Origin of the sequence: Virgibacillus sediminis, assembly GCF_042643265.1 — a bacterium.
Classification (GTDB): domain Bacteria; phylum Bacillota; class Bacilli; order Bacillales; family Amphibacillaceae; genus Virgibacillus_O; species Virgibacillus_O sediminis.
On record NZ_JBHRRZ010000033.1, the window covers coordinates 39843 to 55924 of the forward strand.

At 44.3% G+C, this 16082-nt stretch carries 16 protein-coding genes; 5 read left to right on the top strand and 11 right to left on the bottom strand.

The window, feature by feature from the left end; translation table 11 throughout:
* Positions 1 to 344 precede the first annotated feature (344 nt).
* Complete coding sequence (locus ACFODW_RS12890) at positions 345 to 845, top strand: hypothetical protein (RefSeq protein ID WP_390307086.1); 501 nt, start codon at positions 345 to 347, stop codon at positions 843 to 845.
* A 652-nt stretch (positions 846 to 1497) separates the two neighbouring features.
* Here ACFODW_RS12890 and ACFODW_RS12895 read toward each other — a convergent pair.
* A complete protein-coding gene (locus tag ACFODW_RS12895) occupies positions 1498 to 2160 on the bottom strand; it encodes a helix-turn-helix transcriptional regulator (RefSeq protein ID WP_390307088.1) in 663 nt (220 codons plus the stop codon).
* A gap of 139 nt (positions 2161 to 2299) precedes the next feature.
* Positions 2300 to 2959, bottom strand: coding sequence for a response regulator (locus ACFODW_RS12900; RefSeq protein WP_390307090.1), 660 nt, complete (start codon positions 2957 to 2959; stop codon positions 2300 to 2302).
* Positions 2960 to 4137: 1178 nt separating this feature from the next.
* Here ACFODW_RS12900 and ACFODW_RS12905 point away from each other — a divergent pair.
* Entirely contained in the window at positions 4138 to 5208 is a 1071-nt protein-coding gene (locus ACFODW_RS12905; protein ID WP_390307092.1) for a C40 family peptidase, read from the top strand.
* Positions 5209 to 5590: 382 nt separating this feature from the next.
* Here the strand turns inward: ACFODW_RS12905 and ACFODW_RS12910 are convergent, their stop codons facing one another.
* The 5 genes from ACFODW_RS12910 to ACFODW_RS12930 all read right to left on the bottom strand — a co-directional run bounded on the left by ACFODW_RS12910 (position 5591) and on the right by ACFODW_RS12930 (position 9058).
* On the bottom strand, positions 5591 to 6223 hold the full coding sequence (locus ACFODW_RS12910) for a response regulator (RefSeq protein WP_390307094.1): 633 nt from the start codon (positions 6221 to 6223) through the stop codon (positions 5591 to 5593).
* Entirely contained in the window at positions 6216 to 7256 is a 1041-nt protein-coding gene (locus ACFODW_RS12915; protein WP_390307096.1) for a sensor histidine kinase, read from the bottom strand. Before ACFODW_RS12915 ends, ACFODW_RS12910 begins: the two co-directional genes overlap by 8 nt.
* Positions 7253 to 7984: a cell wall-active antibiotics response protein LiaF gene (liaF, locus tag ACFODW_RS12920; RefSeq protein WP_390307099.1), complete on the bottom strand. Its 732-nt coding sequence runs from the start codon at positions 7982 to 7984 to the stop codon at positions 7253 to 7255. The genes ACFODW_RS12915 and liaF overlap by 4 nt, the downstream gene beginning before the upstream one ends.
* A gap of 65 nt (positions 7985 to 8049) precedes the next feature.
* Positions 8050 to 8685, bottom strand: a complete 636-nt coding sequence (locus ACFODW_RS12925; RefSeq protein ID WP_390307101.1) for a PspA/IM30 family protein — start codon at positions 8683 to 8685, stop codon at positions 8050 to 8052.
* A gap of 19 nt (positions 8686 to 8704) precedes the next feature.
* Entirely contained in the window at positions 8705 to 9058 is a 354-nt protein-coding gene (locus ACFODW_RS12930; RefSeq protein WP_390307104.1) for a lmo0954 family membrane protein, read from the bottom strand.
* Between the two features lie 533 nt (positions 9059 to 9591).
* Here ACFODW_RS12930 and ACFODW_RS12935 point away from each other — a divergent pair.
* Positions 9592 to 10659, top strand: a complete 1068-nt coding sequence (locus tag ACFODW_RS12935; RefSeq protein WP_390307106.1) for an NAD(P)-dependent alcohol dehydrogenase — start codon at positions 9592 to 9594, stop codon at positions 10657 to 10659.
* A gap of 250 nt (positions 10660 to 10909) precedes the next feature.
* Here ACFODW_RS12935 and ACFODW_RS12940 read toward each other — a convergent pair whose 3' ends face one another.
* Positions 10910 to 12313, bottom strand: a complete 1404-nt coding sequence (locus ACFODW_RS12940) for an alkaline phosphatase (RefSeq protein WP_390307108.1) — start codon at positions 12311 to 12313, stop codon at positions 10910 to 10912.
* Positions 12314 to 12675: 362 nt separating this feature from the next.
* On the opposite strand from ACFODW_RS12940, the gene ACFODW_RS12945 reads away from it, so the two are divergent.
* Positions 12676 to 13065, top strand: coding sequence for a hypothetical protein (locus ACFODW_RS12945; protein ID WP_390307110.1), 390 nt, complete (start codon positions 12676 to 12678; stop codon positions 13063 to 13065).
* 170 nt (positions 13066 to 13235) lie between these two features.
* Here the strand turns inward: ACFODW_RS12945 and ACFODW_RS12950 are convergent, their stop codons facing one another.
* The 3 genes from ACFODW_RS12950 to ACFODW_RS12960 all read right to left on the bottom strand — a co-directional run bounded on the left by ACFODW_RS12950 (position 13236) and on the right by ACFODW_RS12960 (position 14620).
* Positions 13236 to 13670 (bottom strand): hypothetical protein, encoded by a 435-nt coding sequence (locus tag ACFODW_RS12950; protein WP_390307112.1) that lies wholly within the window; start codon positions 13668 to 13670, stop codon positions 13236 to 13238.
* A 119-nt stretch (positions 13671 to 13789) separates the two neighbouring features.
* Entirely contained in the window at positions 13790 to 13981 is a 192-nt protein-coding gene (locus tag ACFODW_RS12955; protein WP_390307114.1) for a DUF6366 family protein, read from the bottom strand.
* A 162-nt stretch (positions 13982 to 14143) separates the two neighbouring features.
* A complete protein-coding gene (locus tag ACFODW_RS12960; protein WP_390307116.1) occupies positions 14144 to 14620 on the bottom strand; it encodes a hypothetical protein in 477 nt (158 codons plus the stop codon).
* 371 nt (positions 14621 to 14991) lie between these two features.
* Between ACFODW_RS12960 and ACFODW_RS12965 the strand changes: the two genes are divergently transcribed.
* Positions 14992 to 15894 carry a glycine betaine ABC transporter substrate-binding protein gene (locus tag ACFODW_RS12965; protein WP_390307118.1) on the top strand — a complete coding sequence of 301 codons (903 nt, stop codon included), beginning with the start codon at positions 14992 to 14994 and terminating at the stop codon, positions 15892 to 15894.
* Positions 15895 to 16082: the final 188 nt, after the last annotated feature.

Consider the following 16082-nt stretch of genomic DNA (forward strand, 5'->3'; position numbering starts at 1 on the left):
AAACTAGTGGGTTGCTCCATTTTCTTATTCACTTATTCTTCTTACGAGGCTTTCCTCTCTTCCTCAATCGCCACGCCATTTTTTCATTCCCAGTAGCTGTGAGCCTAATGTCAAACTTCAAATCTTAAACAATTTTTCTGTCTGGATGAATTATTCCCTTTTCAACAACCCTACTAAAATATCCGTCGAAACTCTATTCGTTCCTTATCTGGCTTAAACTCCTGAATAACCTTTAACTCCTCCAGAAATCATTTAAGATCTTTTTCTGCTTCGAGGCACTTTTGCTCTTCATCTTTAAATCCATATATTTGATTTTGTAACTCGACCATCTGACCCGTTCTAGGATGAAAAAATATTATAAAGACTCGGATGAATATGACTTTCTTCTTGCTGTGGAGAAAGACCATAAGGACGATTTTTATTACCTTGTAGGAGGGGTAGATCGGTATTATTTTTTGGTTAATCACACGAACAGAAAAGAAGCGCCATGTATTGTTGAAGAAGGTAGCGCTACTACTGGTGTTCGTAATTTAAAGTTGTTAAGACGACTCTTTAATAAAGGAGATACTGGAAAAGAAAATAAGCTAACCTTGTTAAACCTTTTAAATAAGGGGAATACAAAATTATTGGAAATTGTAAGGAAAACAGGGTTTACAACCAGTAAGATTCGAAATGAATATGAATTCCACGAAGATATAGATTCTGAATGGATAACTGATTATACTGCGATTAAAACTGCAAATTGGATTATAGGACTAAAGCTAAATAAGAAACTGAAAAATTTCTATTTGAACGAGCTGGATTACCTCAAAATAACCTACAGCGCCTCACCTATGAAAGTATGAAAATTATAAACCAATACTTAAAAGAAGATCGTTTTCGATTCGATCTTTTACCTCCACATCATCAAAAGAAGGTTTTAAACCAAGCAATTAATTTTAAAGATGTAATGGTAAGGTGGCTAAAGGGAATCGTTGATAATTTTTACAAGGAATAGAAGCCCAGGTTACCGAAATCATAATGATTATTCATTCGAAATAATACACTACCGCTAAAATGTTTTATTATAGCTGCCATAAGCAATATAAAGGGACAATTTTTCTCTCATATTACAATCCTCTATTAAATATCTGCATACTCCAGAATCTCAATTAAATAATTCTTCCTTTTTTATTTCAACATTGTTTGCTTTCCCGCTTTGCTGGTCATCTATGTGTAATTTTTTATCGTATTTAGGTTTAAATCACCTAGAATCTCATCTTCTTCCATTATTTGATAATAAGCAGACAAGGTCTCAGCCTATTCGCAATCTCTAGAGCCTTTCCTAACAAAATAAAAATGAAGTCATGTTTAGTCAAGAGTCCTTTATAACTATCACTTTGAATAAGCTCAACCACCTAATTTACTCCAAATCGATAAAAGGACTCTCTATGAAATCTGAGGCTTAAAATTTTTCCAAGGAAATAGCTTTACGTTTGCTAAGTATGAGATATCCGGTTAGTGCGTATTCTGTGTTTTCTTTAAAAAGGACGTCAGATTTTTACGTCCCTTGATCGAAAGCTTATTATAGATATGGCTGACATGCACTTTTACTGTAGTTGGATTCATATTAAGCTTCCGGGCAATTGCCGGATTTTTATAGCCGCGCATTAAATAATAGGCAATCTCGGCCTCTTTCCTCGACAACTCCGGATGTTTCTTCCCCAGTTTCTGGTGGAAGATATTCCTATTCATGTTTTCCAATTCATCTAGTCGAGTAAGGAATAAAGGGATTTTCTCGGCAGAAAGGTAATAGCATTCTGACTGGATAGAGCGAATGGCCCGGGCGGCTTCCACCGGTGCCTGCTCGTCCTTGATGATGAGACTATCGGCCTCGGTACAGAGCAGCTGGTAAAGTGTAGTGTCGTCTGTACATGCTGTCACCAGTACCACAGCCATATCGGGTTTCCTGCCTTTCAGGTACTTGATAAGAAAATCTACCTCCTCTGCCGGGACACCATCGACATCCCAGATGACCCCTCCTACCCCGAGCATAATGGCCAATTCGCCAGCATCCTTGTTATAATGCAGGCTGCCAACTAGTATGATGTCGGACTGGGCTCTCAACCCTTCCTCAATTTCCGGTATAAATTCTTCCTTGCTTAAGTAAATGATTTGCATGGGGCTGTGTCCGCCTGTCGTATTTTTTGGTAAAAAAATAGAATCACACCCCCAAAAGGAATGTGATTCTATCGTACTATAACTTTAGTCACAAATTTAGTTACTTTTCGTGGAAAGTGTCATTATTTCCCAGTTTATTTTACTTTCTGAGCAGAGATTGAAAATAATTAATGGCTTGTGCTCGTGTTTTGATGTCCAATTTTTGATAGATTCCGCTAATATAATTCTTTACCGTTCCTTCGCCCAAGTAGAGGCGCTTTGCAATCTGTTTATTGGAGAGGTTGTCCATGAACAGGTAAGCGATATCGAGCTCACGCTTGGTAAATTCGTGGCCATGCTTGTCGAGCTGTTTTTCGAGGAGCTGCTTCTTATCCATGGTCAGTTCGCGAATTTTCTTGGTGAGGATTCGTGCCGCTTTTCCAGATAGGACATTGTCGCCGCGGTGAATATTCCGTATGGTTTCCAGCAGCACATCGGCATGCAGTTCTGTCAGCAGGAAGCCGTCCGCTCCTACATTCACCCCGCTGATCACCAACTCCTCATCCACTTCAGAAGAAAGGAGGAGCACCTTGACATCGGGGAACTGTTCCTTTATCTGAACGGTCAGCCGAACTCCGTCCATTTGCGCCCTGCCGATATCCATCAGCACCACGTCCGGCTGCAATTCAGCACAAAGGTTGACCGCTTCCTGTCCGTCCCTGGCACATCCGACCAGCTGGATATCGCCAGCTGCATGGAACATCCCTTTCCATCCATCTGCAAACAGCCGCTGATCTTCTACGAGCAATAGATCTACCATGCGCCTGGCACCCCCTTTCTCCTACACCAAATCAGCACGCGAGTAAGATTTAAAGAAAATAAACTGAATTTTCAATTAAAAGGATATTCATCTACTATCTAGGTTCTAGATATAGCCGGCTAATTCCTTTTTTTAAGAACGTTTTTTTCATTGTAATAGATACAATTAACAGTTGTCTACCAAAATTTTCTAATCAATACTTATCAAAGTAAGAAGGAACATTTTATTGCCACAGTAGATTACCTAAATGTTAAATACAGCAGGGAACGTACCTGCGGAGATATTGTCTGGGCAGGAAACAAGAATATTTTGATGATGGGGTGTTGCTACACCTATAGAGTTGCCTTTTCGACAGTCTCGTGCGCCATAGTCCATGGAAATATGTAGCTTTGTAACTATTTACAGACCTTTCTGTGTATATCATCTGCTGCCGTCATATATGTCCCATTAGCCGACCATACAGGGACCGCAAAAAACCTAATAAAGTATCCATCCTCCAAAATATTTTAGTAAAAAATTTCTATTCAAAAATATACCGCACTTTACCACTAAATTGGCAACAAACTATTTGATATATTTTGGTAATTATGCTCTAAAGGAAAGGATAATATTCACCTATTCAATAGGGTTTAGAGATTTTAAGATCTTATGATTGAGTGGGTGCGGGATGCTGGTACTCGGACCGCGGGTGCGCTGACTCGGGCCTAGTAGCCGACACTCGGGACAAGGACTCCCCACTCGGGCCACGCAGCAGATTTCATCCACCAGGCTTCTTTTGTATTACCTATTTATTACATTCCGTTTTTTCTTCTGCCAGTCTTAGAGGCTTTCCGGAACACTCCAGTCTTCCACATTAGCAATGAAATAGACTGCCGATCTACCCGGCAGCCCCTAGTTTCTTCTATATAATATGTATGTCTATTTTCCCAGTGCATATGCCCTGCCATTATGGCGGTAATTGCTGGGGCTTTTTGCCGAATGCCGGCAGACTTTGTATTACAGTGTATTACGTTGTATTACAGTTGCATTACAAATGGCCTAACTATCTAGCGAAATGACGAAACCGGGTATATACTTAAGTTAAATTCTAGCAAGGTTGGTAGAAACAAGTAATTCTTCCAGATTGATAGAAAAAAATTACTCATATTATTCACTTAATATACAGGGGGAAAACGGAATTGACTAACAAGAAATTTATCATGTCTGTTACTGCATCGGCAGCCATCGCTTCAGCAATTTTCGCAGCAGACGAGGTTGACGCGGCATCACATAAAGTACAAAGCGGAGAAACATTATGGAGCATTTCACAACAATATAATACAAGTGTAAACCAGTTGAAGTCTATTAATGGTCTATCAAATAATACAATATACCCAAATCAAGTAATCGAAACATCCAATACAACTACTACATCAAACTCAAACTCCAGCATAGCATCTACTTCAACCAACACTACTACTTACACCGTGAAAAGCGGAGATACTTTGCACGGTATTGCCTCCAAGCATAATATCTCAGTTTCTAACTTGCAGTCTTGGAACAACATCAGTGGCCACTTGATCTATCCAGGAGACAAGCTGACTGTAAGCCAATCCGGAAGCACCAGTTCTTCCAGCTCTAATACGAGCACAAGCACCAGCACTTCATCTAACAGTGGATCTGTAGCTTCTACTACTATCTATTCTGTTAAATCCGGTGACACTTTGTATCGTATCGCTACCAATCACGGCGTGAGTGTATCCGACCTGAAAAGCTGGAACAACCTGAGCTCTGATCTGATCCGTGTCGGACAGAAACTGAGCATCAATGGCAAGAGCACAAGCACTTCTACTGCAAGTTCTAGCTCAAGCTCCAGCAGCTCTTCCAATGTATCTGCAGGATACAATGTAGACCAGCTGATCAGCGGTGCGAAAAGCCAAATCGGAACTCCATATGTATGGGGCGGAACTTCTACATCCGGTTTTGACTGCAGCGGATTCATCTACTGGGCTTACAAACAAGCTGGTAAAGATATCGCACGTACGTCCACTGACGGATACTTTGACCGCTCTCACTATGTAAGCAACCCGCAGCCAGGGGATCTCGTATTCTTCAAGAATACTTACCGTCCAGGAATCTCCCACATGGGAATCTATCTTGGAAACGGCAAATTTATCCATGCTGCATCCAGCACTGGCGTAGCCATCGCTGACGTAAACGACCCATACTACTGGGGCGCTAAATTCGACAGCTACAAGCGTCTATACTAATCAAAGATTTCTATGAATATGTAAAACAAATCCTCTCCAGCTCATTGCTGGAGGGGATTTTTCATTAGGGGGAAAGATGTAATTCACAAGTCAGCCAGGAAAAGGGAAGGTTTCTAAGGAATAGTAACACTCCCCCTAATGGGAGCTTTGTAGTATTGTTGTACCCCGGGTTGGTGGAGGATAAACATATTTTTTGGAATTTTTTTGTTTGTTGGGGCTGGTGGGGGGTTGAGTGGGCGGGGTTGGGGCTTGAGTGCGTTGCTGCGCGACCCGAGTGGAGGGGGATGGCGCCCGAGTGCACTGCCACGCGGCCCGAGTGAGAGTTGCTAAAGCCCGAGTGCGCTGCTGTGCGGCCCGAGTGGTGGGTACGGGCTGAAGCCCCCTACTTCACCAAGTCATGTTTAAATGCATAGATGACTGCCTGGGTGCGGTCCTGGACTTCCAGTTTGCCTAATATGTTACTGACGTGTACTTTTACGGTTTTTAACGCAATGTATAATTGGTCGGCGATTTCCTGGTTGGTTTTGCCTTGGGCGATGAGCAGGAGGATTTCCATTTCCCGTTCGGTCAGTTGGTCGTGCAATTCGTCGGATGGTTTCTCGCGCATGCGGTTCATGATTTTTCCGGTGACTTCCGGCTCCAGGATGGACTGGCCTTGATGGGTGGCTCGGATGGCCTCTGCGATTTCGCTAGCTTTGGAGGTTTTCAGCATATAGCTGGTCGCCCCCGCTTCGAGTGCCGGATAGACTTTTTCATCGTCGAGGAAGCTGGTAACGATAATGATTTTCGCCCCGGGCCACTGCTCCATAATGAGCCGGGTCGCTTCGATCCCATCCATTTCTTTCATGACGAGGTCCATCAGGATGACGTCCGGCTTCATTTCGAGTGCCGTGTCGACGGCGGCTTTTCCGTCATCCGCTTCTGCCACGACGTCGATATCCGGCTGTGCGGACAGGTAGGCGGACACACCGATCCGTACCATTTCATGATCATCGGCAAACAGCACCTTAATCATTGTTTTCCCCCTCCTTTGCCAGTATTGGAACCTTGACTTCCAGCCTGGTTCCTTCATTTTTCAAGCTGATTACTTTAAATGTGCCCCCGACTTCATAGGCGCGTTCACGCATATTCTGCAGGCCGTAGGAACTTGTTTTCACTTTTTCCATATCAAAGCCGACACCATTATCTACTGTCCGCATGATAATCGTCGCATCCCGCTCGATCAGCATGATGTGGAAGGTCGTTGCCTCGGCATGCCGGAGTGTATTGGATACGGATTCCTGTAGGATGCGGAAGAGCTGGTCCTCCACCCCTTTATCGATCGGGAACTGTTCCACTTTCCAATCGATTTCAATCGGTATTTTCTGGGTCAGCTCCAATAAGAGTTCCTGGATGCCTTCCTGCAGGGATTTCCCTTTCAATGCCACCGGCCGCAGATGAAGCAGCAGTGCACGCATTTCAAGCTGGGATTGGTGGATCATTTTTTCCACCATTTGCAGCTGCTTTTGGATGGCAGTGTCCTCCGGCGGATTTGATTCATTGATCGCCGACATCATCATCGAGGCGGCGAACAGCTGCTGGCTGACGGAGTCGTGCAGCTCCCTGGCCAGGCGGTTCCGCTCCTGAACGACGATTTCTTGGAGGCTCTTTTCCCGCTCGGTTGCCCGCTCTGTAGCGAGCCGCTGTGAGTATTCTGCCTGCTGCCTGATTTTTTCCTGTAACTCCCTCATATGTTTCTGGATGCTGTCCAGTTCTCGATAGGCCTCTTCCTCGTCTACCTTCTGCCCCTTCACCATCTGGACCAGCTTCCGGTCAATCTGATAAAGCCGCTCCTTCCAGTACCATCCGGTGGAAATGCCGGCGATGACCCCGATGACCGCTACAATACCGAGGATGGAGGCCAGAAAGGAAAAGTCGCCGATTTTCTGTTCCCAGATGGTGGACCAGTCGGTGATGGAGAATGTGGCCAGTGTGATGCCGACCAGAATAACAGCGAGCAGCACACTGAAAAGTACGGCGGCAATCACGTGCCGAATGATCGTCTTCATATGCGCCTCACCTCGAGATCTCCGGAGAATAATGAGGTGATGATTTTCACGCGCGGGCCGGCCTTGTCATAGTTTTCCGTTTGATAGAAAAGGGATTGATTCATCAGTTTCCAATGATGCTCCCCCAAGATATGCGCCCTGCCGAAGACGGAGCTATGATGGACACTGACCTCCACTTCATACGGTACATAAATTTCGATATTGCCCATCACATGGCGGATGGAGATGACCGCTGTATCACTCGGGAGCACGGTGTTGCTCAAGTCGATCATCCGATTGCCGAACACACCATGGATATTGATGTCCCGCCATTGATAGGCGGTATCCTCTGTCCGCTGGTCGTCGAAAATTTTATGGTCGAACAATGGATCCACTTTCACTACCGGCTCAGCTCGCTGCTCATCCATCCCGGGGAGGATCGGCTCCAACGCATCCTTTTCTTTCGTCTTTTTTCGGTAGTTGAGGATGAATAGAACAATCGCCGCAACAATCAGGAAACGGACGGCAAGCAGATTTAAAATGGACAGCACCAGGCTGATCAGAAAAATCCAGAAAACAATTTTCCCCCACAAAGCGGAGAAATTCTTCCAGCCCAGGTACATGAACAGCCCGGAAAGTATCGCTGGGATCAGGGTGCCGCCAAAAGAGAAGATAATTTCAAATACAAAGAGGACTGCCCCAATAATCAGGATCCAGTTGAATGTGTCAGTTTGGAATCGTTTGAACATGAGGCAACCCTCCCTTTCTATGTAATAAAGACGCAGATGCTGCGCCTTTTACAGTATACCATTTTTTAGTTGGCTTTTTCGTTCAATTCCTTCTCGAGCTTGGCTATTTTGCTGTCGAACGTGCTTCGGTAATGCGCACTGTTCACTTGATGCTCAAGCCCCTCGATATACCGCTCCATTTCCTCGAATTTAGAAAAAGATTGGTCTGACGCGTCATCGACCACTTTATTGATCTGATGATTGGCGTGGGCAACATTCTCCCGCCCCATCAGTTCCATCCGGCGCAGATGCATATCCTTCAGCCGGTGCTTCATGTACTCATATTTCTGCTCTAGTGTCTCGAGCTCACTTGCCGCCTCGTCCCGGCTCGCCTTCATCCGGTCCGCGCGTGCCTGATATTCCTCCTGCTCCTTCCAGGCGAACTCCTGCATGTCCGTCTCCCCGGCTTTAGCAGCAATGTCCGCCTGCCTTGACCGTTTATCGGCCAGATCCTGCGCCTTCCCATACTCTCTGGTAAACTCCTCTTTCAGCTTATGCTGGCGCCCAATCAGCCTGCGCACCTTTTCCGTCTCCTGCTCGCTCTGCCGCAAATATTGATTCAGCGCCGCAATCGGGTTCTTCTGTTCCTTCCTGTCCATCATATCGTGCAAATCTGCGGAAATCGAATCCTTTATCCGAGTGAAAATGTTTGTGTTTGTCATGCTCATTCTCTCCTTTTCATTAATTATTCAGTTCAGCCCACTGGCGTTCGAAATTGGTGAACGGATCATCATCTTCCACCGTCTCGACCACCGGATCACGCTCATCCTTATTCCAATTCTGGTAAATCCAATACAGCGCATAAACAGCCGCCACACCAATCACCGCATAAATATTGGAAAACACAATGCTCAGAACAATCAAGCCGACAATCACCCAGCCAACCTTCGCGGCCGTCGAATCACTCTTTACAAACTTCTTAAATACCACATACAACAGCCAGCCGCTCACTGCCAGCAGCACCATCGGCCCAAGGTTCGCCAGTAATACCAACAGCGCAACCAAGCCGCTGACAAATAATAGAAACTTCCTCATACACTACCGCCTCCTTTCTTTATCTTGATTCCATCTTACCGGGAATGCCGACGCTCCGTAATGAGCCTGGGTTATATCTTTGGATAGGTCTTGAGGCTTAGAAGGATATGGGGGGGTTTTTGAGGGATTTGTTTGGGGTAGAGTATGGTGGATGAGTTTGGTGTGGTTGGGTGTGAATTGAGTTGCGGTGCTGGCGCCCGAGTGGGAATGCGCGAGGCACGAGTGAGTGGCACGAGGCCAAGTGATGATGCTTGGCGCCCGAATGCTGGCATTCTATTGCGGTAGGGTGGCGATTAGTCCATAAAATTGCATAAAAAAAACATCAATCCTCCATACATGTTTTCTACCGTCGAAAAAATTGTAAAGGAGGAATTGATGTGACCCATTTACAGTATGGCCCAGATAGGGGAAATTTTAAACGTACTGTTTTAAATTGACCTCAGGCTTAAATTTGGGTTATGTATAAATCTACTGTTATAATGAAACTTCTATAAGAAACTGGAAACAAACTTCAAAAAAGGGAGAATATAATCATGAAAATTAAGGCAGCAGTAACCCCTAAAAGGGGAGAACCTTTTGAACTCAAAGACGTAGAGTTACCCGAACTAAATTCGAACGATGTTTTAATAAAAGTAACAGCATCTGGAATTTGCCATACGGATGTTTCAGGGAGAGACACAGGTATGGTCAATCCACCATCGGTACTTGGCCATGAAGGTGCTGGAATTGTTGAAGAGGTAGGGGCTGAAGTTACTGATCTTCAAAAAGGAGATCATGTGGTTGTCTCATTCGCAAGTTGCGGAAAATGTGATAATTGTTTAGCCAATCACCCTGCCCATTGTGAAAATTATGCTGAACTTAACTTGAATAGCCATATCGATGAGGAAAATAAATTAGTTTCACGGTTCTTCGGACAATCTTCTTTTGCTACGTACTCACTCGTTAACCAAAGGAATGTTGTAAAAATTGATAAGGATATCGACTTAGCTTTAGCGGCTCCTCTTGGTTGCGGCCTGCAAACAGGTGCTAGTACTGTTTTAAATGTGCTAAAACCGGAGTCAGGTAGTTCTATTGCGGTATTTGGAGTCGGTGCCGTTGGATTGAGTGCAATTATGGCTGCTAAAATTGCCGGTTGCGAAAATATTATCGCCATTGATCTCCATGAAAATCGTTTAGAACTTGCTGAAGAATTGGGTGCAACAGCTTCTATTAAAAGTGGTAATGTAGATGTGGCAGAGAAGATCAAAGAAATTACTGGATCAGGAGTGCAAAATATACTGGATACTACGGGAGTAGATGCGGTAATCAAACAAGCAGTCGAATCATTAGATACGTTCGGAAAGCTAGCCACTGTCGTTACTGATGATGGTTTCACTGTACCGTTGGAAGCCTTGGCACTAGGAGGAAATAGTATCGTAGGAACAAGTCAAGGTGATGCTATTCCACAGAAATTTATTCCAGAATTGATTTCCTACTATAAAAAGGGACAATTTCCATTCGACCGCATGGTAAAATTCTATGAATTTGATGAAATAAATAAGGCGTTTGAAGAATCAGAGAATGGTTCAGTTATCAAACCTGTTTTAAAAATTAATCAATAAATCTCAAATGGGAAATGCACCTTTCAAGCAGTTAATAGCTGTTTGAAAGGTGCTGTTTTTATGCCTAAGTTTTTGGAAACCCCTACTTTAATCTTAGAGTCATTTTTTAAAATAAAAAAGATGGGCGTGGAAGAAGCTCCACACCCATCAAAAGAATGTTTATAAAATGCTCTTTGGAAAATAAGGTTGGCTGCTTAGTGATAGTGAGCAGTCACGCTCGGGCCCCAGCAATCCCATCAGCCTCAATCAATTACTCTCCAAATTCCACATCCAATACATCTGCAATGATCTTCGGCAGGTCAGTGTTGTCATGATAGCCGGAGAATTCGTCTGCTCCTGGGCCATATGCGTAGACTTGGATGTCAACGCCGGTGTGGTTGGTGCTTGTCCAGCCGATATTGGCGCGGTCGCTGACTACTTGGTTGATGGCAGTTGCTGCGTCATCTGCTTCCTGGATGAACTGGATTTCTTCATCGGTCAGGTCAAATCCAGTATAGGTGTTCAGCACGTCAGCGACATTGCTGCGGTCTTCGTTCAGCTCGGAGGCCATGTAGTCGCCTGTTGCTGTGATGTCGCGCAACACTTCAGGGTTAGCTGTTGCGGATCCGTTGGCACCAACTGTCATGCCGCCAGTCTCATGGTCGCCGGCAACGACTACTAGTGTTTCACCGTCTTCTTCCGCAAACTCGATAGCTTCTTCTACTGCCTGTTCAAATGCAGCAACGTCAGTCATAGCCCAGCCTGCATCATTGTCATGGCCAGCCCAGTCGATCTGGCTTCCTTCCACCATCAGGAAGAATCCGTCTTCGTCTTGTTCCAGTGTGCTGATTGCTGTTTCGGTCATTTCAGCGAGGCTTGGCTCTTCTGCTTCGTCACGCAGTACTTCTGGGGAAAGAGCTCCATCTGCGAACAGTCCTAGCAGTTTTTCTCCTTCTTCTACGTCTACATCTGCTTCACTCAATGCCTCAGGGGTTTCTACAAACTGGTATCCCTGATCTTGTGCTTGCTCCAACAGATTGTCTTCTGGCTGGTTGCCGCCTTCTGATTCAGGAAGGAAGTTGTTTTTCCCGCCACCAAGCAGGACATCTACTTCATTTTCCAGTAAATCGGAGGCGATTTCTGTTTCATTATTGCGGCTTTCATTATGGGAGGCAAATGCTGCCGGGGTCGCATGGGTGATGGCTGATGTTGCGACAAGCCCTGCAGATTTATCCTCTTCCTGCTTTAATGTTTCCAGGATTGTCTCCACTTCATTTCCATCTGCATCCAATCCAATGGTTCCGTTATTCGTCTTCACACCGGTGGCCATTGCTGTACCTGCTGCTGCTGAATCGGTAATATTAGAGCTAGCAGAATATGTACTGAACATGCCTTTCAAATGTTCATCCCATACCGCTTCTTCCCCTTTAAACATGCGGTAGTTAGCTGCATAATCCGTATTGAATCCGTCCGGGATCATGTAAATCACATTTTCCACTTCTTGTTCCGGGTTGCCCCTCTCATCTTCATTTACACTCCAAGGCCCTCCAGGCTGTCCGGCCCATTCCGGCGGATTTCCGTTGCCATTTCCATTTCCCGGATGTGCGCCGGCACCTGCTACCGCTGAAAAAAGTAATCCGGTACTCAGTGCGGCAACACCTAATTTCTTAATCATAAAATCTCTCCTCTCAAAATTTGCTATAGTTCAAGTTTATCAGGGAAAGATTAAGAAAAGATTAAGCTTATATAAAGGTTATTTGAATTTTTTCCCTACTAAATACCCGTTACTTTTTGTCCTAGTATGTCAGGACGTGATGCAGGTTGTCGGTGATTCAGCGCCTTTCTCGAAGGTTGCGAGCTACCTTTCTACCCTTTGCCCTATTATGGATTTACACCTTATTTCCAACCTATCAACGAGGACTTTAGTCTGAAGAACGGGTAACATAGTAAAATTTTGGTATGTACTTATTTTTCCCGTCATAATCCCCGTCCATCCCCAATAGAATATAACACAAGCCATTTCCAGGGAGGGGTTCAATGACAAAGACGGACGCAATTACCGAGGACATGTTGGCTCGTTATTATGAGCTGCAGTGTCAAAAGAAAGAAATCGATCAAGAAATAAGCCAGCTCAAGCAAGCGTTCCATGCCTATTTTGATGAGCGGGTGGGAACCAATGCGAAAGGTGAATTGATCGAGGGAAATTATAAAATACAGCGGCAAATCCGCCGCTCGGATAAATTCGTGGATGACAGAACCATCTCTCGCCTCGAGGAATTGAATATGGAGGATTTGATCAAAGTGGTGAAGAAGCCGGACGGCGAGAAAATTCACGCCGCCATCGAGCTCGGCCTGCTAAACGAGCATGACCTGGATGGATGCAAGGTAAGTAAGTATTCTCCAGCAATTACCGTAAAGGAGGTGTAGGGGAATGTGGGATAAGCAGTCAGTCTGGACAGTGAAGTCGAATGTGAATCAACACAAAACCGACCCAGTTCCGGTCATAAAGCTATGCCTGCAATCCCGCCACCACCTATACCACCCGCCATAAGGCACCGGTCAGTTGGTTCCTTTACTACCATTAGTCGAATACGTTTTTATTCTGGAATAATTAAATTTTGTAATGTGTCAAACAATCTATTTTGGATCTTTTCATCATCACTTACATAAAAAACCAATATGTTATTTAATCCATATGCTTTATGTTCTACTACGTCTGCAGTGGCTGTTCTCTCTTCAAACTCTTGAATTCCTTTTGCTCTATCACCCTCAGAAGGAAATACATAAACTGATAATGTGTTCCCTTCTAACTTATATACTTCAGGTGTCATACCATTTAACTCTTGCATAAAGACGTTCTCACTTGGTAAATCTGATTCTCTTTCTAATTCAAATCCGTGATCTGTTATAACCGTTTCTACATCATCTAAAGTAATTTGGTTTGTTTTAGATGGATCTTCTTCTGTTGCTTGTTGGCTGCACGCCCCCATAACAGATAAGAATAGTACAAAAAATAATAGTTTTTTAATCATGTATAACCTCCTCTTCCCCCGTTCGTTCTCTGCCAAGGGGACTATATCATCAGCTAAACTGTTCGCCCCCACCTATAAAAACAAATTCCTATCGCTCTGTCGGCAGCACCCGCTTCAAATCAACGGAAGAAAACAGAATAAATAAGGAAGCCCCCAATCAATAATAGAACAAGGATCCCAGTACCTTTCCACTCCAAACCACCGACTAAGTCTGCCAGGTTGCTTCCTTGGATACTGCTCGAAGGTTTCTTTAACTCTTCCTGTCTCATCCGTTCTCTTCTTTCTTCAGGTGTTTCATGATTTCCACTCATTCTCCCACTCCTCCCAACTCTTTTAGCAATCATCAGTAAATGCATGTAAACACCGATTTAACCATCTCTTTTTTAATGCTAGTTACGTAAAATAGTAGTCCTTAACTCCAGTCAGCCCCCATGCCTTCAACTAGAGTTCGAGATACTATGCTCCCCCCTGCATCATCCTTCCCCATCCAAAAACGTCCCCCCATTTTCCGGTTTCCTATATAATTCTATGCGTTCCTGCACCTTTTCATTTTTATCCATATCCCACCACTCGACCGTCATGTAGATGTTGCTTACATTATCCAGCGTAATGGGGTTTCCGCCTTTTCCTTCCACCGTTCCTGTGGTTTGCTGTGCTATATCCGTCCGTCCAGATACGGAACTGCCATGAATGACCGTGTCTTCCCTGCCGACCACCGCATGCGTCCTGAAACTGAAGGAGTCTGATATATATTCATCTACCTCCTTCATGGACAGTTTGCCGTTTCCTGCCTTCTCTCCATCGGAAGTCAGCATCATTTCATACCCAGTCAATTCCCACGTATCACTCTCCCCCATCAGGGATAGATAATAGTTGGTTTCCATGGATTCATCCTCCGTACAAGCGGCCATAATGAAAAGCATTGGTATTAAACATAAAATCTTCTTCACAGTTCACACCCTCCGATAATGAATGCCAGTAACTTCCTTCTGCTAAATTCGTACGTATTCAAAAGAAAATGGTTTCACCTTTCTCTGTCTTTCAAGTGATTATTCGCGTGAGAATCACAAAAATTTCCGATAAATAAATCAGTTGGGGGTGTTATACGGAGGATACAGTACAAAATGTACTAGTTTATCCTAAAAATCCTCGTTTATTGATAACTGTACGTTTTTTTTGTACAGAAATAACTGAATTTGCTGTTTGATTCATTCACCTGAAACATATAACATTAAACATGTTGTGTTTAAGCAAGCATGGAGCACAGTATTCCAGAACTTTTACCAAATAGAATGCATAAAGAAGAGGAGTGTTATACAACATGTTTAACAACAAGTGGAAGAAGTTGGGGGTAATCGCTGGTTTATCCTTATCCCTTATAGCTGCAGGCTGCGGAACCAGTGGTGGGGACGCACAAACAGAAACAAGTGTCAGTGAAGAAATGGAATATACCATTACGGGGATAGAGCCTGGGGCCGGTCAAACGGAAACCAACGAAATCGCTTTGTCTGAATACGATAGCCTGGCTGGTTGGCAGCAGGAACTGTCCTCAACAGGTGCCATGCTGACGGAATTGGACGATGCGATCGATAAGGAAGAACCAATCGTCATTAGTGCATGGTCTCCCCATTATATGTTTGCCAATTGGGATATAAAGTACCTTGAAGATCCTAAAGGTATCTATGGAGAAGAAGAATCCATCACCACAATTGCCAGAAAAGGATTAAAGGAAGACATGCCGGAAGCTCATACCATACTTGACCGGTTCGAGTGGGAGCTAGCAGACGTAGAATCCGGCTTGTTGGAAGCCCAGGAAAAAAGCTTTGAAGAAGTAGCACAAGAGTGGGTAAATGAAAATCAAGAAACAGTTGCAGAATGGACAGAAGGAGTAGATCCTGTAGATGGTACCCCAATTGAATTGGTTTTAACTCCATGGGATGCAGAAACTTTTACCAACAATATAGCTAAGGTTATCTTAGAACAACAAGGTTACAGTGTCACACTTACACCAGTTGACCCGGCTGTGATGTTCGAAGCAATAGCAGATGGCAGTGCTGATGCATCTCTAGCACCTTGGATGCCATCCACACACGGGGAATTATACGCTGAGTATGAGGGTCAATTTGAAGATTTAGGCCCTAACGTGGATGGTGCGAAGATCGGCTTAGCCGTCCCAGCATACATGGATATTGACTCCATTGAAGACTTAGAGCCAAAAGAATAAGCTCTTGGGAGAAATCATCGTAAAAGGGCCACACATATTCGCTATGTGTGGCCCTTTTTTCTGGCTCTAAAATATATGTTGGGGTTTCCAAAAACTTAAGCATAAAAAAACACGCAAACTCCTATATCCTTTACACTTGAATTGACGAGAAACAAGAAGGATAGGAGTTGCGTGCATATGTATTCTAA